General features: G+C 35.3%; 19 protein-coding genes. 15 read left to right on the plus strand and 4 right to left on the minus strand.

The annotated features are described in order from the left end of the window. Window positions 1-74 precede the first annotated feature (74 nt). The 4 genes from DF947_RS09480 (at window position 75) to DF947_RS09495 (ending at window position 5,875) form a co-directional block, all read left to right on the plus strand. Window positions 75-1,946 carry a CocE/NonD family hydrolase gene (locus tag DF947_RS09480; protein ID WP_109929460.1) on the plus strand — a complete coding sequence of 624 codons (1,872 nt, stop codon included), beginning with the start codon at window positions 75-77 and terminating at the stop codon, window positions 1,944-1,946. 161 nt (window positions 1,947-2,107) lie between these two features. Beyond that, window positions 2,108-3,763: a M1 family metallopeptidase gene (locus DF947_RS09485; protein WP_109929461.1), complete on the plus strand. Its 1,656-nt coding sequence runs from the start codon at window positions 2,108-2,110 to the stop codon at window positions 3,761-3,763. Window positions 3,764-3,968: 205 nt separating this feature from the next. Then, window positions 3,969-5,066, plus strand: coding sequence for an AI-2E family transporter (locus DF947_RS09490; RefSeq protein ID WP_109929462.1), 1,098 nt, complete (start codon window positions 3,969-3,971; stop codon window positions 5,064-5,066). Between the two features lie 77 nt (window positions 5,067-5,143). Beyond that, window positions 5,144-5,875, plus strand: coding sequence for a head GIN domain-containing protein (locus DF947_RS09495; RefSeq protein WP_109929463.1), 732 nt, complete (start codon window positions 5,144-5,146; stop codon window positions 5,873-5,875). 61 nt (window positions 5,876-5,936) lie between these two features. Here DF947_RS09495 and DF947_RS09500 read toward each other — a convergent pair whose 3' ends face one another. Beyond that, window positions 5,937-6,257 (minus strand): hypothetical protein, encoded by a 321-nt coding sequence (locus DF947_RS09500; protein ID WP_109929464.1) that lies wholly within the window; start codon window positions 6,255-6,257, stop codon window positions 5,937-5,939. Window positions 6,258-6,508: 251 nt separating this feature from the next. Between DF947_RS09500 and DF947_RS09505 the strand changes: the two genes are divergently transcribed. Continuing rightward, window positions 6,509-6,724: a hypothetical protein gene (locus DF947_RS09505; RefSeq protein ID WP_109929465.1), complete on the plus strand. Its 216-nt coding sequence runs from the start codon at window positions 6,509-6,511 to the stop codon at window positions 6,722-6,724. A 207-nt stretch (window positions 6,725-6,931) separates the two neighbouring features. After that, the gene (locus tag DF947_RS09510; protein WP_109929466.1) at window positions 6,932-8,113 is read left to right on the plus strand and encodes a glycosyltransferase family 87 protein; all 1,182 of its coding nucleotides are present in this window, start codon (window positions 6,932-6,934) and stop codon (window positions 8,111-8,113) included. Between the two features lie 3 nt (window positions 8,114-8,116). On the opposite strand, the gene DF947_RS09515 is transcribed toward DF947_RS09510, so the two are convergent. After that, entirely contained in the window at window positions 8,117-8,422 is a 306-nt protein-coding gene (locus DF947_RS09515; protein ID WP_109929467.1) for a hypothetical protein, read from the minus strand. Between the two features lie 193 nt (window positions 8,423-8,615). Here DF947_RS09515 and DF947_RS09520 point away from each other — a divergent pair, with 193 nt between their 5' ends. The 4 genes from DF947_RS09520 (at window position 8,616) to DF947_RS09535 (ending at window position 12,407) form a co-directional block, all read left to right on the plus strand. Further along, a complete protein-coding gene (locus DF947_RS09520; protein ID WP_109929468.1) occupies window positions 8,616-9,062 on the plus strand; it encodes a DUF1569 domain-containing protein in 447 nt (148 codons plus the stop codon). A 108-nt stretch (window positions 9,063-9,170) separates the two neighbouring features. Then, window positions 9,171-10,046, plus strand: coding sequence for an alpha/beta fold hydrolase (locus DF947_RS09525; RefSeq protein WP_240615358.1), 876 nt, complete (start codon window positions 9,171-9,173; stop codon window positions 10,044-10,046). A gap of 464 nt (window positions 10,047-10,510) precedes the next feature. Beyond that, window positions 10,511-11,254: a LytR/AlgR family response regulator transcription factor gene (locus DF947_RS09530; protein ID WP_109929469.1), complete on the plus strand. Its 744-nt coding sequence runs from the start codon at window positions 10,511-10,513 to the stop codon at window positions 11,252-11,254. 4 nt (window positions 11,255-11,258) lie between these two features. After that, window positions 11,259-12,407, plus strand: coding sequence for a sensor histidine kinase (locus tag DF947_RS09535; RefSeq protein WP_109929470.1), 1,149 nt, complete (start codon window positions 11,259-11,261; stop codon window positions 12,405-12,407). A gap of 350 nt (window positions 12,408-12,757) precedes the next feature. On the opposite strand, the gene DF947_RS09540 is transcribed toward DF947_RS09535, so the two are convergent. Beyond that, window positions 12,758-13,648: a hypothetical protein gene (locus DF947_RS09540; RefSeq protein WP_240615359.1), complete on the minus strand. Its 891-nt coding sequence runs from the start codon at window positions 13,646-13,648 to the stop codon at window positions 12,758-12,760. A gap of 84 nt (window positions 13,649-13,732) precedes the next feature. Then, window positions 13,733-14,479: a DUF2490 domain-containing protein gene (locus DF947_RS09545; RefSeq protein ID WP_109929471.1), complete on the minus strand. Its 747-nt coding sequence runs from the start codon at window positions 14,477-14,479 to the stop codon at window positions 13,733-13,735. 214 nt (window positions 14,480-14,693) lie between these two features. Here DF947_RS09545 and fabV point away from each other — a divergent pair, with 214 nt between their 5' ends. The 5 genes from fabV to DF947_RS09570 all read left to right on the plus strand — a co-directional run bounded on the left by fabV (window position 14,694) and on the right by DF947_RS09570 (window position 18,741). Then, the gene (fabV, locus tag DF947_RS09550) at window positions 14,694-15,887 is read left to right on the plus strand and encodes an enoyl-ACP reductase FabV (RefSeq protein WP_109929776.1); all 1,194 of its coding nucleotides are present in this window, start codon (window positions 14,694-14,696) and stop codon (window positions 15,885-15,887) included. Window positions 15,888-15,996: 109 nt separating this feature from the next. Next, window positions 15,997-16,530 carry a GNAT family N-acetyltransferase gene (locus DF947_RS09555; protein ID WP_109929472.1) on the plus strand — a complete coding sequence of 178 codons (534 nt, stop codon included), beginning with the start codon at window positions 15,997-15,999 and terminating at the stop codon, window positions 16,528-16,530. Window positions 16,531-16,702: 172 nt separating this feature from the next. Next, a complete protein-coding gene (locus DF947_RS09560) occupies window positions 16,703-17,155 on the plus strand; it encodes a cold-shock protein (RefSeq protein ID WP_109926476.1) in 453 nt (150 codons plus the stop codon). A gap of 489 nt (window positions 17,156-17,644) precedes the next feature. Beyond that, window positions 17,645-18,331, plus strand: a complete 687-nt coding sequence (locus DF947_RS09565) for an SIMPL domain-containing protein (protein ID WP_109929473.1) — start codon at window positions 17,645-17,647, stop codon at window positions 18,329-18,331. Between the two features lie 98 nt (window positions 18,332-18,429). Then, window positions 18,430-18,741 (plus strand): hypothetical protein, encoded by a 312-nt coding sequence (locus DF947_RS09570; protein ID WP_109929474.1) that lies wholly within the window; start codon window positions 18,430-18,432, stop codon window positions 18,739-18,741. Window positions 18,742-18,835: the final 94 nt, after the last annotated feature.

Here is an 18,835-nt window from a genome sequence, read left to right on the forward strand (position 1 = left end):
TTTTACGGATGTTTTTTTACTTATCACATCCTTATCTCTATATTTAAATTTTATTCCTCAAATCACCACAATCAATGAACCTTAACAAACTTTTCTATCTTTTAATTTTCCTGTTCATTTCAAACGAATTGTTGGCTCAGCAAACCGATTCAGCATATGTTAGGGAGAACTATACTAAAATTGAACGCCAAATACCTATGAGAGATGGCATTAAGCTGTTTACTTCGATTTATATACCCAAAAATCAATCCAAAAAATATCCTTTTTTAATTAACCGCACACCTTACACGGTACAACCTTACGGTGAGGATAAATACAAGACAAGTTTAGGAAATTTCCCCGCCATGATGCGTGAGGGCTATATCTTTGTTTATCAAGATGTTAGAGGAAAGTGGATGAGTGAAGGAAATTTTGAGGATGTTCGCCCGCAGATTGTAGGCAAAAAAACCAAAACTTCGATAGATGAAAGTACCGATACTTATGATACAATAGATTGGTTGGTTAAAAATATTAAGAACAACAATGGCAACGCGGGTATTTATGGGATTTCTTATCCTGGTTTTTATTCTACAACATCGTTGCCAAATGCTCACCCAGCACTTAAGGCAGTTTCGCCCCAGGCACCTGTTACCGATTGGTATGTAGGAGATGATTTTCATCATCGTGGAACTTTATTTGTTATGGATGCTTTTAGTTTTATGACCACTTTTGGTGTACCTCGACCAAAACCGATCACACCAGATAAGGGCCCAAAAAGTTTTAATTTCCCTATTCAGGATAATTATCGTTTTTATTTGGAAGCAGGCTCGCTTAAGAATTTAAAAGACAAATATTTTGCTGATAGCATTAAGTTTTGGAACGATTTATTTGCACATCCCAATCTGGATACCTTCTGGAAAGCACGTTTAATTTTGCCTCACTTAACCAACGTAAAACCTGCAGTTATGGTTGTTGGCGGTTTCTTTGATGCAGAAGATGCTTACGGAACTTTTGCAACCTATAAAGCTATAGAAAAGCAAAACCCAAGTGCAAACAACATTTTAGTTGCCGGACCATGGTTTCATGGTGGGTGGGTACGAAGTGTCGGAAGCAGTTTTGGAGATATAGAATTTGGTCAGCCAACAAGTACTTACTATCAGGAGAATTTCGAATTGCCTTTCTTTAAGCATTATTTAAAAGGCGAAGGAGATTTTAATGCAGCAGAAGCCAACATCTTTATTACAGGAAGCAATCAATGGAAAAAATTTGAAACCTGGCCACCAAAAGATACAGATACTAAAAATCTGTATTTACAGCCTAACGGAAAACTGAGTTTTGAAAAAGTTGGCAGAACCGATAGCTGGGATGAATATGTAAGCGATCCAAATAATCCAGTTCCTTATCAAGATGGGATTCAGGTAAAGCGTCCGCGAGAATATATGATTGATGATCAGCGTTTCGCATCCCGTAGGCCGGATGTAAAAACCTATCAAACTGATGCATTGACAGAAGATATTACGATTACAGGACCCGTTTTGGCAAACCTTGTTGTATCTACCACAGGTACTGATGCAGATTACGTAGTGAAACTGATCGATGTTTACCCTGAAGATGCGCCTAACCCAACTCCTAATCCTAAAAATTTGGTAATGGGTGGTTATGAAATGTTGGTGCGTGGTGAAATTCTGAGAGGAAAATATCGCAATAGCTTCGAAAAACCAGAGCCTTTTGTTCCAGGCGTAGTAACTAAAGTTTATTACCCAATGCCTGATGTGGCTCATACTTTCAAAAAAGGACATAAAATAATGATCCAAATACAGAATTCATGGTTCCCATTAGCCGATAGAAATCCGCAAAAATTCATGGATATTTATCAAGCTGAAAAAGGAGATTTCCAAAAAGCAACGCAGAGAATTTATCACGATGTGAATAATAGTTCGTTTATTACAGTTTCAGTTTTGAAGTAGCAGCCATCCCCCACCCCTCCTCGAAAAAGGAGGGGAGCGCCGTTCTCTAGATTTAGGCATATTGTAAATACCAACTTTAATAACAGCACATATTAAAATACAAACCACTGTACAACTCCCATCCATTTAGGAGGGCAAAGGGGTGGTTAAATAAAATTCAAATGAACAAACTCATTTTATTATTAGTATTTGCACTAGGTATCTCAGCATCAAATGCCCAGATGCTTGGTAAAAATCAGGCGAACTCCAGAGCCGATAGCTTACGAGGAACATTAACGCCATTAAGAACCTGTTATGATATCAATTATTATCATTTAGATGTGAAAATAGATATCGATCAAAAATCGGTTAGTGGAAGTAACGAGTTCGTGTTTACCGCAACTCAAGATTTCACTAAACTTCAATTCGATTTGTTTTCGAATTTAAAGGTCGAAAAAGTGGTTTATAATAGATCCGAGTTGCCATTTACAAGGGAATATAACGCTGTTTTTATAACCTTTCCAAAGGCAATTAAAAAGGGAGTTAAAGATAAATTCACCGTTTTCTACTCTGGAAATCCAACAGTGGCTAAAAATCCACCTTGGGATGGTGGCTTTATCTTTAGAAAAGATTCAGCTGGAAATCCTTGGGCTTCAGTAGCATGCCAAGGCTTGGGTGCAAGTGTATGGTGGCCAAATAAAGATCATCAAAGCGATGAGGTTGACAGCATGCTGATTAGCATAACAGCGCCAAAAGGACTACAGGATGTTTCTAACGGAAGGCTTAGAAGCGTTGTACCACAGCCCGATGGATCAAATAAATACAACTGGTTTGTAAGCAATCCAATCAACAATTACGATGTGGCTTTTTACATTGGAAAATATTCACATTGGCAAGATAGCTATGCTGGAGAAGGTGGAAAACTGAGCATTGATTACTGGGCTCTGCAAACAGATAGCGCCAAGGCCCGTCCACATTGGGATGCTGATGTAAAACCCATGCTAAAATGTTTCGAATACTGGTTTGGCCCATACCCATTTTACAAGGATGGTTACAAATTGGTACAGGCACCGCATCTAGGAATGGAACACCAAAGTGCTGTTGCTTATGGAAATGGTTTTAAAAAGGGTTACTTGGGTAGAGATTTAAGCGGTACAGGTCATGGCCTGAAATGGGATTTTATAACCATCCATGAAAGCGGACATGAATGGTTTGGCAATAATATTACCTCGAAAGATATTGCAGACATGTGGGTTCACGAGGGTTTTACCGATTATTCTGAAACCTTGTTTACCGAATGCTCGGAAAGCAAGCAGGCAGGAAATGAATATGTAATTGGTCTGCGCAAAAATATTGAAAATGATATCCCTATAATTGGGCCTTATGGTGTTAATAAAGAGGGCTCTGGCGATATGTATTATAAAGGTGCAAACCTAATTCACACCATCCGACAGTTAATAAACAATGATGAAAAATTCAGACCGATTCTTCGTGGTTTAAACAAAACATTTTATCATAAAACCGTAACTACTGCTGAAATAGAAAATTATATAGCCAAACAAAGCGGACTAAAATTAGATAAGATTTTTAATCAGTATTTACGCTACACAAAAATTCCATTACTGGAATATAAAATAAAAAATGGCACTCTCTCTCACCGTTGGATTACTGATGTTAAAGGTTTTGATATGCCAATTAAAGTAACCTTAAAAAATGGAACTTATAGTTTAATTATGCCCACCAACGAGTGGAAATCTACTAAAATAAACGCAGACATCACTCCAGAAAATTTCAAAATAGATCCGCTTTATTACGTAGATAGCAAAAAAGTAGATTAGAAATTTAGAGGGTTGTATGATAGATTTGATTATTCTCAAACTTTGCGGAAAGCCTTTCGTAGGTTGTTCTACTAAATAAATGAGGATATTTGATTTTATTCTACAACCTTTTTTAAATTGAGATCTATTCAATTAGGTTCGTTCCCGAAATTAGTTTAAGTTTTCTCACAGATTATTCTTAATTTGTGTAACCAAACTTCTTGCTATGCTCGACAATTCAAAAACCTCATCCCGCAGTGTTATTGAAACCGTTTTAGTTATGCTCCTTTTGCTGGCTTTAATGTTTGCTTTGTATGATGTTTTAAGAGCCTTTTTTGGAGTTTTTACCTTCGCCCTTATTTTCGCAGTTTCATTTTCGAAACCTTACGAAAAACTGGTTAAACTTTTAAAAAACAAAAGAAAATTGGCAGCAACAATTTATGCCATTCTTCTAATTTCTATCATAACTTTACCTTTTGTATTTATAATTTCGGCCATTGCTAATCACGTTAAGGAAGCATCTATTTTTATTTCAAACGTTAAGGAACATGGCTTACCACCACTCTCGCCTAAAATTGCAAGCTTGCCTTTAGTAGGAGATCAGATTACTTCTTTCTGGAAAAACATATTAATCAATCCACAAGAAACTCTTGGTCCACATGAGCCCCAAATAAAAGCCGCATTTAATCATGTTTTAACCACCGGCATGGGCATGCTTGGCGCTACTTTTCAGTTTGTATTGGGAATAATTATTTCTGCTTTCTTTTTAGCTGGAGGAGAAAAAATGCTTCTTCCGGTAAAAGCGGCAATGAAACACCTTCTTGGTGCTAGAGACGGAATTGAGTTATTGCATGCAACTGGGCAGGCGGTAAAAGGCGTATCAATTGGAGTTATGGGAACGGCTTTTTTCGCCGCATTAATTTCATGGATTGGTTTTGCCATTGCAGGTGTTCCTTTTGCTTTGGGTTTGGCTGCTTTAGTCTTTTTTCTGGTTGTAATCCAAGTTGGCCCATTATTGGTTTGGATTCCACTTATCATCTGGTACGCTACACAAGGCCATACCGGTTGGACAATTTTTCTAATCATTTATGCCACTGGGGTGATGATAATCGACACCATTTTAAAACCCATTCTAATTGCAAAAAGTGGAGGTAAACTACCCTTTCTTGTTTTGTTTTTAGGTGTAGTTGGTGGCATGATTGCCTGGGGATTTACCGGGATGTTTAAGGGCGCAATTATCATGGCTGTGTTTTATACCATATTTACAAAGTGGCTGGAAAAAAGAAAATCTGAACAAGAATTTACTGCTGGTGCAACTTTTTAGTAAAACAATCGTCTTATAAATAAAAGCAATTAAACCCGCCTTTAGAAATTACCTCAAGGGCCTTAAAATTCTATCCAATGAAAAAAATATTTTCAATTTTATTAGCAGCATTAACTTTAACTACAAGCATTAATGCTATTGCAAAAGATCAAATCCACATCAGTTCATCATCAAAATTAGATGATGAAAGAGAGGTAAAAAATTTCAGCGGTGTGGCTGCAGGTGGCCCAATAAATGTTGTCATCACTTTAGGAAGCAAAGAAAGCTGCCGTTTTGAAGGCGATGCCGATGCAATTGCTACTTTAATTACAGAAGTTAAAGGAAGTGTTTTAATTATTCGTCCTCAAAATAGCTGGACGAGCTGGGAAAGAAAATACGAAAACAAAAAAATTACGGCTTATGTTACTGCAAAAAGTATTTCTAGCTTAACCATGAGTGGCTCGGGAAGCATGTCTGTAATTGGCAACATAAATTCTAAAGCACTTGCAGCAACTTTAAGCGGTTCTGGAAGCATAAAAGCAACAGCTAATGTTGATGATTTTAGCGGTGTTATTAGTGGCTCTGGCAATTTAATGGTAAATGGCAGTGCCGATGATGCTAAAGTTGTAATCAGTGGATCTGGAAACTTTTCGGGAAAGGGACTAACTGTGAATGATTTATCAACAACAGTAAGTGGTTCAGGAACAGTAAACATTAAAGCCGATCAAAAAATTAAAGCCGTAATTAGTGGTTCTGGAAATGTAAATTATTCAGGAAACGCAACAGTAGAAAAAACAGTTATAGGATCTGGAACGGTTAGAAAAATTTAACAAAGCAACATCAAAAAAAAAGGCATCAATCATAAACTAGATTGATGCCTTTTTTTATTAACTATCTACGAATTCTTTCCGGACTATAAGCAATTAAATACTCAGAGTCTTTTTCTATAGGGATAGACAAGTCTGGAACTTGAATATCAGGATGGTTAGTTTTTAAATACAACATAACATTATCGGCAAAATTTTGCAGTTCTTTATGTTCTACCTTGTGCGATACCGTTGGGTAATAGTCGTGCTCAATCGCCAATCTTCCAGCATCTGTTACTTGGCTAAATTTCCAGCCTTCTCCCTTTTTAATCCCATTTTCCTTATTTGCATTGTTTAAGTGGTACAAATACACTTTAGCCTGTAGGGCCACATCTTCTTTTTTCATCTAAATTAATTAAGCAACAAATTGCAGTTGCCATTTGAAATAATAATAACCAACAATAAACAACAGTGAAAGGCCAAGAAAGAAATATGGCGAGAAAAGTTATATGAAAGTTGTTTTCGTTGTTGCTAAAGATACAATTTAAATATGGGTTCAATCGGAACTGAACAAAATGTGACAGTATCAGGGTATTTGGAAAATTAAAACAAAGCCAACTTATTTTTGTTGATTTCAGACTCAGTTAAAATTTAGGGATGCCAATTATTTTAAATAAAGATACCAGTTTACACATTTTAGAAAATTTAAAAATTGGAGATTTCGTTACTGATGGAAGAGGAATTAATGGATCCATTGCCCAGATTGATAAGCTAAACGCATCATCTGGCAAACTCTTCAAAATATCTCTAGATTCTGGTAAAATTTTCTTCTTAACTTCTTCAATAGATCGCCCTCCTGTTAATTTTCAATAGGACTATGATCCTGCTAAAACCATAGCGTATTTATCAGATTATTTGGCTTTTTTGTGAGTGGTGGGTATACAAACCCTAGACCGAAAAATGATTTTTATGTTTAAAAGATGCAGTATTATAAATATTTAAAAGAAAGCATTCTTAATTGGGATAGAGTGCTTGAAATTCTAAATTAAATATTATTATTGTGCAACAATAATATTACAAATGCCCACTTTCTCTCTAACCAAAAAAATTAAACTTCCTGAAGATAATCGTTTAGTATTACTGATGTGGCTTGCAGTAACGTTAATATTTGTAGTGGATTCGTGGATTACCCATAGATTTAACAACTATCTAATATTTGAAAATACATTTAGGAATCTTCTTCATCAACAATCTTTTTATGCTGCCTATCCAGAGTTTCATGAAGATTCAAACCATTATGGCCCAGTTTTCAGTTTAATAGTAGCACCGTTCGCTTCGTTGCCAAATTGGTTGGGCCTTCTTTTTTGGAATCTTTTTAATTGCTTATTTCTCTTCAAGGCGATTCAGACCTTACCAATGAGCAATAAAGATCGAATCACATTCGGTTTTATCGCTTTACCATGCCTAATTGAATCTATGTTAAACCAACAGTTTAATGCTGCTGCTGGCGCACTGATCATTTTAAATTACACCCAGCTTAATAAGGCAAAGGGTTTTTTCTCAAGTATGTTTATGGTATTGGGCATATTTGTTAAACTTTATGGGATAATAGGTCTGGCCTTCTTTTTCTTTGTTAAAAATAAACCGAAATACATATTATTTTCAATTTTTTGGGCCATGGTTTTCTTCTTGCTCCCAATGTTTTTTTCTTCTCCATTATTTGTTTTTGAATCTTATCAGGAATGGATAGGTTCATTAGCAGAGAAAAATTCGATAAACGTAATGGGTGCGGGAACGGATATGTCTATTATGGGTTTTTTTCGAACGCTCTTTAATTCTACATATATAAGTAATAGCATTTGCATTTCTATCGGCGCCGTTCTTTTTATGTTGCCTTTTATCAACTTTAGTGCCTATGGCAAAAGAAGATTTCAATTGCTTATTCTTGCATCTTCTCTTCTATTTCCAATACTGTTTAGCACTGGCGCAGAAGATTGTACTTTCATTATATCCATTGCCGGCGTTGGAATCTGGTATGTATTGGAAAAAAATAAAAAACTAAAAAACATCCTGTTGCCAGTTCTTTTAATTACGGCTTGCGATTTCCCAATGCTGTTTTTTCCAGTATTTGCCAAAAGTCATCCCATCCTACTATCCATGCTCAGCTTTCCCTACTTCTTGGTTTGGATCAGGGTATTATACAAAGCATTTAGATACAAGAAAATTTTTGCAAATGAATATACTTCAGAACTGGCCTATTAATTTCTAATATGAACTTACAGATTCCGGAGCATTTTTATTTATTTCCGAGTACCAATTTATGGGATGCGATCTTAAGTTCAGCCGATCACTTTCAATGTGATATAAAATTATCGGTGCAGTAAAATCAACCAGTGAATCTATTTTTTGAGAAAGATTAATTTGAAAATCGATGCTAGAAATTCCTTCCTTTAAGTGAATATAAATTACACTCGCCGTTTTAAATTCGAAACGCTCAACAACTTCTGGCCATTCTAAACGGATTCGATTAAGAAATGCATAAATTTTTGGGGATTCTTTTAGGTTTTCCATAAGCTTTCAGGTTTTGGATGACCTAATTTAATTAAAAATTACAAAAAAAATCGATTGTAACAGATAGTATACAGAATAATCTCCTAACAATTTAAAGCTAAAAGCTTGTCTCATTTAAGCCCTTAATTTGTCTTAATCTAACCGATGTTTATCCACTCGGATCATCTAATTTTATCTCATCTTAACTACATGTATGAAAACCATATTTAATGACAATACGAGGCAAGAAGTTATAAGTCGCATTCAGAAGCTTGATGAAAATAGTGAGGCCTTGTGGGGAAAAATGAATATTTGCCAAATGTTAAAGCACTGCATCCGTGCAGAAGAAATGTATCTGGGTAATGTGCAATACAACAGAACCATATTAGGTTACTTGATTGGACGAATTGCGCTTAAAGGCATAATGAAAGATGATAAACCGCTTCATAAAAACGCACCAACCAGTAGCCATTTTAAAATTGCGGAGACAACTGGTCATGTTCAAGAAGACAAACTGAAATGGGTGGCTTTGATTGAAGATTATGCCAAATATCCTAATCAAGGTTTAATGCATTGGTTTTTCGGGAAAATGACAAATGAACAGGTAGGCCATTTTGTTTACAAACATGCCGATCATCATCTCCGCCAGTTTAATTGTTAATACACTCTAAATTTAGAGACTTAAGCGCCCCCTTAAATTGTCTTTTTCACGCCTATATTTCTCATCATTAAGGGCGTATATTTATTTATTAATTTTTAGTTAAAACAAATGATGAAGAAATTTATCAATAACTTGATTATTTTTATGCTAGTAGACTCACTTCTTATTGCATGGACAATTTCGGTAAACGCTCAGCAGAATAAAAAAATGGAAACTTTTAAAACTTCGGGTTACGCACCCATAAATGGGCTTAAAATGTACTATGAAATTTATGGCGAGGGCGAGATTCCATTAATTCTAATTCATGGCGGAGGCTCTACAATTGAAACTTCGTTCTCCAACCTTTTACCATTACTTACGGGCAAAATTATCGCAGTGGAGCTCCAAGCCCATGGCCGTACAAGTGATCGCGATGCACCAGAATCTTTCGAGCAAGATGCTGATGATGTTGCTGCTTTGCTTAAACACCTAAAAGTTAAAAAAGCAAATATTCTTGGTTTCAGTAATGGTGGTACAACTACCCTGCAAATCGCCATCAGGCACCCCGAGCTCGTAAATAAAATCGTTGTAATTTCTGGCACATATAAAAGAGACGGAATGATTGCTGGCTTCTTTGAAGGGATGGAGCATGCTTCTTTAGACAACATGCCAGATCCGTTAAAAACATCTTATTTAAAGGTAAATCCAAATCAGGATGGCTTGATAGCCATGTTTAATAAAGATAAAAACAGGATGATCAACTTTAAGGATTATGCCGATGAAGACATAAAAAAAATTAAGGCGAATGCACTGATAATGGTTGCCGATCATGATGTGATTACAATTGAGCATACGGTGAAAATATCTCGATTAATTCAGAATGCACAACTGGTTGTATTGCCCGGCATTCATGGTTCCTTTATCGGAGAAATCTGTACAGCAAAAGAAGGAAGCAAGGCCGTTGTAATTACCGCAAATCTGATTGATGAATTTTTACATCAGTAAAAGCATCAACACTTATTGGTTTTACAGTGTATACTAATAGAAAATCAACTTAAGCGAAAGAAGATTCAGCCTTCTCCGTTTGGAGAAGGCCATAAACTAATTTGAGAACATTAATTTAGATTATGCAGGGAAGCTATATCTTTTGTAACTATGGCTATAAATTAGCCTCCGATACCGTATTTTTGATCTTTTCTTTTTCAAATATCAGATTTGATAATCGAAATCCTTACCCATTTACATAAATCGGCTTAGTTTCGTTACGTATAGCTTAATTATCGTTTTAAAAAGCCATTTAATCCTGAACAGTTAGATGATAATCACTAAGTATAAATACTCACTTTGGAATAATTATGTAGTATAAATCTATTGTATTTGTATTATAATTGAAAGATTTTCGTTCTTATAACTACTTTTTAAGTTGAAAGGTGTAATTTCGAGTTTGCGGAAAACCAAATTTAACAAGGATGATCAAGTGTATTGCAATAGATGACCAGGAGAACTCAATAAACGGATTAAAGAAATATATTTCTGAAACCCCCAATCTAAATTTAATTGCCAGTTACACCGATCCTCTTTTAGCATTAAAGGAAATTCCAAAAAACCCAAAAGTCGACGCGATATTTGTGGATATAAATATGCCTAACATCTCTGGCTTGGAACTTGCCAAAGTGATTCGGGCCAAAACTAAAAAACTCATTTTTACTACTTCGCACCAAGAGTACGCTTTTGAGGCTTTTGAAGCAGAAGCGGATGCATATCTATTAAAGCCCTACAGTTATGGCAAATTTCTTATAACCATTAACCGACTTTTTTATGAAATACTGGAAGAGCCAATAATAAAGGAAACCGAAAAGAAAGATGACTATTTTCTCGTTAAAAACAAGGAAGAGGAACATAAAACCGTATTGGTACGCTATGACGAAATTGTAGCCTTTGAAAGTTTTCATAATTATGTTAAGATTCACACCATAAAAAAGACAATTATAGCTTACCTAAGTTTAAAGGATGTTAGGGAACAGCTCGATTTAGATGGGCGATTTATCCAATTACATAGAGGCTACATTATTGCGGTTGGCCATATTCAACATATTGAGAGCAATAAGATTACCTTAAGCAATAAAATTAATTTCAACGTGGGCGATATTTACCAAACAGAATTCCGAGAATTTCTTTCTGATAAAATCATCACCAGCAACCGAAAAAAGTAAGGCAATGGATGCTCAAAAATCAATTTTGAATAAATCTATAATACACTGGTTTTACGGTCGTAAGGTTCATTTTATTTCCTGGGCCATTTTTATCACTTGGGAGGCGGTAATAGTCGGTCTAATTTTTGGGAAATTCGGAACCATTGCCAATTACTCAATTCATTACGCAATAAATATTTCCCTATTCTATATTCATGCTTATCTTTTGGGAAAAGCACTGCAATTTCCCAATAGCACCGCTTGGAAGTTGCCCCTATTTATCGCGATTGAAATTTTAGCCTATATTGGATTTGTATTTTACTTAGACAGCTTTTTATACATATACACCAATATACTTGAGGGAAAACCCAATGCATCTGATAAAATACGGATTCTAACACTTTTATGGAGGTGTTTATTTTTTATATTTTTTGGTACGGGTTATTATTTTCTAATTACTTACTTATCCGAAAAGAAAGAAAAGCAACGCATTGATAAACTAAGGTTTAAGGTTCTTTTAGAAAAGGAGAAAACCGAAAAACAACTGGCATTGGCCCGTAACGCACTATTGCAGGCTCAGATTAATCCTCACTTGTTATTTAATACATTAGAATTTATTTATCAAAAATTAAAAAATATTTCACCTAACGATGCTCAAGCGATGCTATACCTGTCTGAGGTTATGCGTTATGCGGCATCAGCCGATGGAACAAAGGCTTTTCTTTCATTACGACAGGAAATCGCCCAATGTGAAAACTTAATCTCTTTACACGGAATTACAGAAGGAGAACTTTTTACCGGATTTGCTTATGCACCAGATGTTGAAGAGCTTGCTTTTATTCCTTTGGTTTTGGTAACTGTACTCGAAAACATGTTTAAACACGGAGATTTGAAAAGCGACACGGTTAGGGCAGAATTGAGTATTTACCTCGATAATGATGCTCTGGTTATAGAAAGCATCAATGCAAATAGAGTTTTTCCGCACAGAAAGGGGCTCTCATCTGGACTAGATAACATTAAATACAGACTTGAATATGCGTATGGCGCTCAGGCAGTTTTGCACTATGAAAATGTTGGCGATACTTTTAAGCTGGTTATAAGAGTAGAAAAAAGCGCATTAAATTTAAGCAACAACCATCCACTAGAAGTTTTACAACAATATAAAACAAGCTAATTATCACTTAAATCATTCAATACCAATTGGATAATTTACATCCCACACAAATTGGCAATAAGTTGGGAATGTTAAATATTAAGAAAGATTTGGTAGATCGGATCTAAGCTATTATCTTGGCCCCTGAGAGCGTTAATTTAGATTTGGGCGCATGAGATTCGTTTCATGTGCCCTTCTTTTTTTATTTAAAATCTGGTTCAATGATTACGCTCCATACATTATGCTTTTCCCTTTTAAATTACCTATATCGGAAAATCAAATTGGCATACAAATCGGCTTCCCACGAAATAAAAATGGCTTCTATAAGAGTATTACTCAAATGAAGCCATCAGTATTATATTATTTAAAAACTAAAACTGCACACCAATTACCCACATGTTTTCGATGTAATTAATTTTTTGGCTGGCCTTATCATATTCATCCCAGCCCGTTGTATGGATCTGTGTTAGATTAGTCGCACCAAATTTGGTTGTGTTTTGCAAATAAACATTTTTCCAAACATAAAATTTAAGTCCAATTTTAGCAGAAATGCCGTAACCTGAAATATTCCAATGATTGTTTCTGCCTAAGCCAAATAACCGCACATCAGAACGTGGCACCAATAATCCGCCGCCTAGGCCTGTTTCTAAGGTTAATGAAGTATTTCCGCCGGGTGCAACCCATATATCATCATAACGCTCTACTTCTATATTGGCATAATTAAATCCATCCGTGTGTTCGAAAGTTAACATACTTTCTTTTACGTCGATAGTCTGTCCGTTATAATCTCCAGCCAACGAGCCTGTTGGAACATTCTCTGGAGTAATATTTGCTCCAATATGCCCACTAATAGCAACTTTTTGAGGAATATCCATTACATATTTCATATGGTCCCAACCAATGGAAATGCTGTAATTATCTTTAATAAAATAACCAACGCGAATATTGTATTGAGGTACCGTAATTAAACCCGGGTTTAAATAATCCCAGCTTAATTTCGATTGTCTATCATGAGCAACTACATCTTTCAGCGTAAAATCATAATTAGGCCCTTGAAAGCGGATATCACTTTTATCGTACCAGGAATGATTATATCCCCAATGGAAAAAAAAATCGCCTTTACGGGAAAAATTTCTTTTGTGTTCTGGATTGAATAAACTTTTTGAAGTAGGCTCTGTATTTACTGATGAGGTTTTAATTTCTTGGGCTTGCATCCGCTTGCCAAATAAAAATGCCAAGAATAATATAGAAATTTTTTTCACGGCGCAAATTGAGCAAAAAGCATCGTGATTTACAAATATTTAACAACTTGGAGAAACAACTCTAATTAATATGACTTTAAATCGTTAAAACCGAGTATAAATGGCCAATTGAGCCACGTTATTTAGGGTATTGTTTTGTGCTCCATGTTGTGCCTGATTTAGATATCCTGCTTCTAAATCAAATGATTTAGAAAACCGATAGCCCACAGCCATGTATAATCTATTTTGATCAAATACACTATTGTTTACTTTTTCCTTATTCTGAATATTTAAAAACACTTCGTTTTGTAGTGCAACAAAAGCACCCTTGGTAAACGTTGCTTGTGTTTTTTGTAAAGGCTGAATCAACCTAAAGAAATAACGGAAACGCTGAGAGAAATAATTAGGGTCTGTATTTGGCGCAACAAAATTACGTTCTACAAAACGTTGTTCCAATCTAAACCTGTGGGCAGCAAATATCGATTTAATTTTATGATTGAGAATATATTGTTCCCAAATGCGATGCTCGTTTATTGTTGATTTTACAACAACACCGGGTGTTGTATCAAAAAGATTTAAATCTGTAAAATAGGTTTGTGCAAGAAGATACCCTAAAGTAACATTTTGATTCTTGCTAATGTAATACGTTAAGCCTGGCCTAAATAAAGTATTTCTAACGTAATCCCAGTTATCTGCAGAACGTACTTGCACATCCAGGTGTAAGCCCCATTTATCATTAAACTTTGTGCTATTTAAAAAAAACAACCATCCAGAACTTTGATGTTGAGTTTGTGCATTTACCTTAAAAAAGGCAAATAAACATATTACAAAGAGTATACATATTCTTTTCATAGGGGAAATCCGGCTTATCTGTACCTGCGAAAATAAAGGAAAAATAATAAACACAAAATTTTATAATTCAATCTACCGCTTTTAAAGACGCTTTATTTAAATTTCATTTAGCGGAAAGCGATTAAAAATTTATCTTCGTTAAAGATTTGGATAGTGGATGATAATTTAATCCATTAGCAAATTGAACATTACAAAACATAAAATCAAAGACAAAATGATTATTGAACCGAGAATGAGGGGCTTTATTTGTTTAACGGCACATCCAGATGGCTGCGCTCAAAACGTAAAGAATCAAATTGAATATGTAAAATCAAAAGGTGCTATTAATGGCCCTAAAAAAGTACTTGTTATTGGTGCATCAACGGGTTTTGGCTTGGCATCTAGAATTACGGCTGCTTATGGCTCTGGCGCTTCAACAATTGGTGTGTTCTTCGAAAAAGCACCTTCGGAGGGCAAAACAGCATCTCCGGGCTGGTACAATAGTGCTGCATTTGAAAAGGAAGCACATGCTGCAGGCTTATATGCGAAAAGCATAAATGGCGATGCTTTTTCAAAAGAGATAAAAGAAAAAACCATAGCCACCATTAAGGCAGATTTAGGTCAGGTTGATTTGGTAATCTACAGCTTGGCTTCTCCGGTAAGAAAACATCCAGATACTGAAGTTTTACATCGTTCTACATTAAAGCCTATCGGCGGAACCTATACAAACAAAACAGTAGATTTCCACACCGGCAACGTATCGGAGATTTCTATCGAACCTGCCAACGAAGAAGATATTGCAAATACAGTTGCGGTAATGGGTGGCGAGGATTGGGCAATGTGGATTGATGCTTTAAAAGCTGAAAACCTATTGGCCGAAGGCGCAACTACAGTAGCTTATTCTTACATCGGCCCAGCTTTAACCGAAGCAGTTTATCGTAAAGGAACAATTGGCAGAGCTAAAGATGACTTAGAGGCAACTGCCTTTAAAATCAGCGATAAATTGAAGGATATTGATGGAAAAGCCTATGTTTCTGTAAACAAGGCATTGGTTACACAAGCAAGCTCGGCTATTCCGGTAATTCCATTATACATTTCGTTGTTGTACAAAGTGATGAAAGCCGAGGGAATACACGAAGGAACAATAGAGCAGATACAACGTTTATATGCCGATAGATTATACACAGGAAGTCCAGTTCCTGTAGATCAAGAAGGTAGAATTAGAATTGATGACTGGGAAATGCGTGAAGATGTTCAGGCTAAAGTTGCCGAACTTTGGAAAGCGGCAACAACTGAAACTTTACCTGCTATTGGCGATTTAGCTGGATATAGATCCGATTTCTTAAGTTTATTCGGTTTCGAAGTTGATCAGGTTGATTATCAAAAAGAAGCAAATGAAGTTGTAGCCATTGAAGGATTGGTAGACTAATTAAATTCGTCATTTCGACTGGATCATGCGGAATAGAGAAATGATGTCTAAACAATAAATTAAACATAACGGCTGGCGTTTTCGCCGGCCGTTTTTAATGTAAAGTAATATGATTTTCGATTTACAGCCTACCTTAGAAAATGAAGTAATCAAAGTTGTTCCCGTTAAAGAGGAAGATTTTGAAGCTTTATATGCAGTAGCCTCCGATCCTTTGGTTTGGGAACAACATCCAAACAAGAATCGTTACCAAAGAGATGTATTTCAAACCTTTTTTAAAGGCGCTATAGAATCTGGTGGAGCGTTTATTGTTTACGATAAGCAAACCGGCAATGTTGTTGGCAGTTCGAGGTATTACGAATTGGATGAAGAAAATAATTCTGTAGCAGTAGGTTATACTTTTATAGGAAGAGATTTTTGGGGTAAGGGCCACAATGCTGCCTTAAAAAAATTAATGCTGGATTATGCCTTCCAGTTCGTAGATAAAATAATCTTACATATTGGTGCAACAAATTTCAGATCGCAAAAGGCGACTGAAAAATTAGGTGCATCGAAAATTGGTGAGCTAGAAGTTGCTTATTACGGCGAACCAATAAAATTAAATTTTATTTATCAGGTTGATAAAGCAAACTGGGAAAAGAGATAAATTTAGTTGTATTATAAACTTAACTTGCTGTAAATATAAAAGTTATGTCATTGGGCTGACCTATTGAAATGCATCACAAGCTGGAATAAAATCGTGTTTATGCTTAAGTATTGTTATATTTGTATAATTCCCACGCACTCATCACGCATAAAACAAAACAATTAAATAAAATATGGCTAAATCTCAAGCAACGTACAGTAAAAAAGAGAACGAAAAAAAACGATTAAAAAAACAAAAAGACAAACAAGAGAAAAAAGAAGAGCGTCAATCTAATGCAAAAAAAGGTTTAGCTCTAGAAGAAATGTTTGCATACGTTGATGAAAATGGTAACATTTCGTCTACTCCACCAGATCCTAAAAAGAAGAAAGTATTCAATATTGAGGATGTGCAAATTGGTATTACAAGACAAGAAGATATAATCGACGAAAACCCGGTTAAAAAAGGAACAGTTACTTTCTTTAACGATAGCAAAGGTTACGGTTTTATCAAAAACACTGAAACTCAAGATAGTATTTTTGTTCACGCTAATGGTTTGGTAACTCAAATTAAAGAAGGCGATAAAGTAACTTTTGAAGTGGAAATGGGACAAAAAGGTCCAACTGCTGTTAAAGTATCTAAGGTTTAACACCATCCAATTCTCTTTTTGCGATCTCATATTGCAAAACATGATTAAAATTTTGCAGAAAATTTGTTCTGCTGCGCTAGGTTTTATAACCATTTATAATTCCGTCTATTTAAGAATAAAACCTTGCGCATAATTTTTCTTTCTAATTCTTATTAATTGAACTAAGCTTTTCTAATTTTAGAAAGAGACTAATCTTGGTCCTGTAAAAAATGCAGTTTTAGCTTTTTAAGATTGCTATCCTTGACAATAATGGAGGGGCATCTCCTGATTTTTCATCGGGGATAAAGCGTACAGCCTCAAAGGGGTGGCTTTGCTACGTGTTAAAACGCCAATAATATTAATCACAATTATTTCTGAAAGGGTCTTAATGGACAACGTTTTGCATGGATTTCTAAGCTCCATTTTCAAAAAAAAATAAAAATATTTCAATCTCGGTGTGGAATTTGTGCGCTGTATACATCATTACAGTACACACAAAGAAAATACATTATGAAAAAGTTAATAGCAATTGCACTCGTTGCATTTTTAGGTTTATCAACAGTGATGGCCCAACAAGTAGATTTACGCAAAAAGATTAGCACAAGCGGATCGGCAGAAACCGAGGTTACACCAGATATTATTTACATCAGCATTTCACTTAAAGAATATTTAAACGGAAAGAAAAAAGTAGAAATTACTGACCTGGAAAAGCAACTTTATGTAGCTGTTCAAAAAGCCGGCATTGCCAAAGAAAACTTAACCATTAGCAATTTAAGCAGCTGGAATTACGCCACAGAGAAAAAGAAAAATCCAGATTTTTTGGCGAGCAAACAATACAGATTAAAAGTAAGCGATTTAAACAAATTCAATGGGATATTAGATGATATTGATGCCAAAGGAATTGTAAGCACCAACATAGAAAGTTATGATTACTCGAAAATTGAAACTTTAAAAAAGGAGCTCAAAATTAAAGCTTTATTGGCCGCTAAAGATAAAGCAACTTACATGGTGGAGGCACTTGGCAATAAGTTAGCTGGTGTAATTGAAATACAGGATGGTGGCGACAATGTTATACAACCTGTTTATAGAAACTACATGATGAAATCTGCCGTAGCAGATACAGAAGCTGCACCAGAAATAGATTTCAAAAAAATTAAGCTGAATTTTACAGTAAATGCCGTTTTTGAAATCAAATAGATGATTTAACATTTAAAATAATTCTTTTTAAAAACCTACCAACACATTTTGGTAGGTTTTTTGTTATGTATGGAAAGAACACTAAAAATTAAAATATTATGAAAAAATTCATTTACACTTTAGCCCTGATTTTTACATTAGGCATTAGTTTTAATTCAGCTCAAGCTGCTAAGCCTGCAAAAAATCCTACTGAGTTAACAGCTGAACAATCGGCTCAATTAGAAAGAATTAAAACCCGTGTCGAAGAGATTAGAGACATGGATAAATCTAACTTAACACAATCAGAACGTAAGGCTTTGCGTAAAGAATTAAGAGAGATGAAAAATCAAGCTCGTGCAGTTTCTGGCGGTGTGTATCTTTCAGTTGGTGCAATCATTATCATCATCTTATTATTGATCTTGATTTTGTAATCAGAATACAAAATACATCTATCTATAAAAACAAAAAGCTTTGCAGTGATGCAAAGCTTTTTGTTGGCCGGACTTTTTCGTCATTGCGAGGAAC

The organism is Pedobacter paludis (assembly GCF_003173575.1).
GTDB lineage: Bacteria > Bacteroidota > Bacteroidia > Sphingobacteriales > Sphingobacteriaceae > Pedobacter > Pedobacter paludis.

What these genes read in the sequence shown, in the direction of transcription:
- DF947_RS09480 (WP_109929460.1), top strand. Translation starts at nt 75, where the DNA reads ATGAACCTTAACAAACTTTTCTATCTTTTAATTTTCCTGTTCATTTCA.
- DF947_RS09485 (WP_109929461.1), top strand. Translation starts at nt 2,108, where the DNA reads ATGAACAAACTCATTTTATTATTAGTATTTGCACTAGGTATCTCAGCA.
- DF947_RS09490 (WP_109929462.1), top strand. Translation starts at nt 3,969, where the DNA reads ATGCTCGACAATTCAAAAACCTCATCCCGCAGTGTTATTGAAACCGTT.
- DF947_RS09495 (WP_109929463.1), top strand. Translation starts at nt 5,144, where the DNA reads ATGAAAAAAATATTTTCAATTTTATTAGCAGCATTAACTTTAACTACA.
- DF947_RS09500 (WP_109929464.1), bottom strand. Translation starts at nt 6,257, where the DNA reads ATGAAAAAAGAAGATGTGGCCCTACAGGCTAAAGTGTATTTGTACCAC.
- DF947_RS09505 (WP_109929465.1), top strand. Translation starts at nt 6,509, where the DNA reads ATGCCAATTATTTTAAATAAAGATACCAGTTTACACATTTTAGAAAAT.
- DF947_RS09510 (WP_109929466.1), top strand. Translation starts at nt 6,932, where the DNA reads ATGCCCACTTTCTCTCTAACCAAAAAAATTAAACTTCCTGAAGATAAT.
- DF947_RS09515 (WP_109929467.1), bottom strand. Translation starts at nt 8,422, where the DNA reads ATGGAAAACCTAAAAGAATCCCCAAAAATTTATGCATTTCTTAATCGA.
- DF947_RS09520 (WP_109929468.1), top strand. Translation starts at nt 8,616, where the DNA reads ATGAAAACCATATTTAATGACAATACGAGGCAAGAAGTTATAAGTCGC.
- DF947_RS09525 (WP_240615358.1), top strand. Translation starts at nt 9,171, where the DNA reads ATGATGAAGAAATTTATCAATAACTTGATTATTTTTATGCTAGTAGAC.
- DF947_RS09530 (WP_109929469.1), top strand. Translation starts at nt 10,511, where the DNA reads ATGATCAAGTGTATTGCAATAGATGACCAGGAGAACTCAATAAACGGA.
- DF947_RS09535 (WP_109929470.1), top strand. Translation starts at nt 11,259, where the DNA reads ATGGATGCTCAAAAATCAATTTTGAATAAATCTATAATACACTGGTTT.
- DF947_RS09545 (WP_109929471.1), bottom strand. Translation starts at nt 14,479, where the DNA reads ATGAAAAGAATATGTATACTCTTTGTAATATGTTTATTTGCCTTTTTT.
- fabV (WP_109929776.1), top strand. Translation starts at nt 14,694, where the DNA reads ATGATTATTGAACCGAGAATGAGGGGCTTTATTTGTTTAACGGCACAT.
- DF947_RS09555 (WP_109929472.1), top strand. Translation starts at nt 15,997, where the DNA reads ATGATTTTCGATTTACAGCCTACCTTAGAAAATGAAGTAATCAAAGTT.
- DF947_RS09560 (WP_109926476.1), top strand. Translation starts at nt 16,703, where the DNA reads ATGGCTAAATCTCAAGCAACGTACAGTAAAAAAGAGAACGAAAAAAAA.
- DF947_RS09565 (WP_109929473.1), top strand. Translation starts at nt 17,645, where the DNA reads ATGAAAAAGTTAATAGCAATTGCACTCGTTGCATTTTTAGGTTTATCA.
- DF947_RS09570 (WP_109929474.1), top strand. Translation starts at nt 18,430, where the DNA reads ATGAAAAAATTCATTTACACTTTAGCCCTGATTTTTACATTAGGCATT.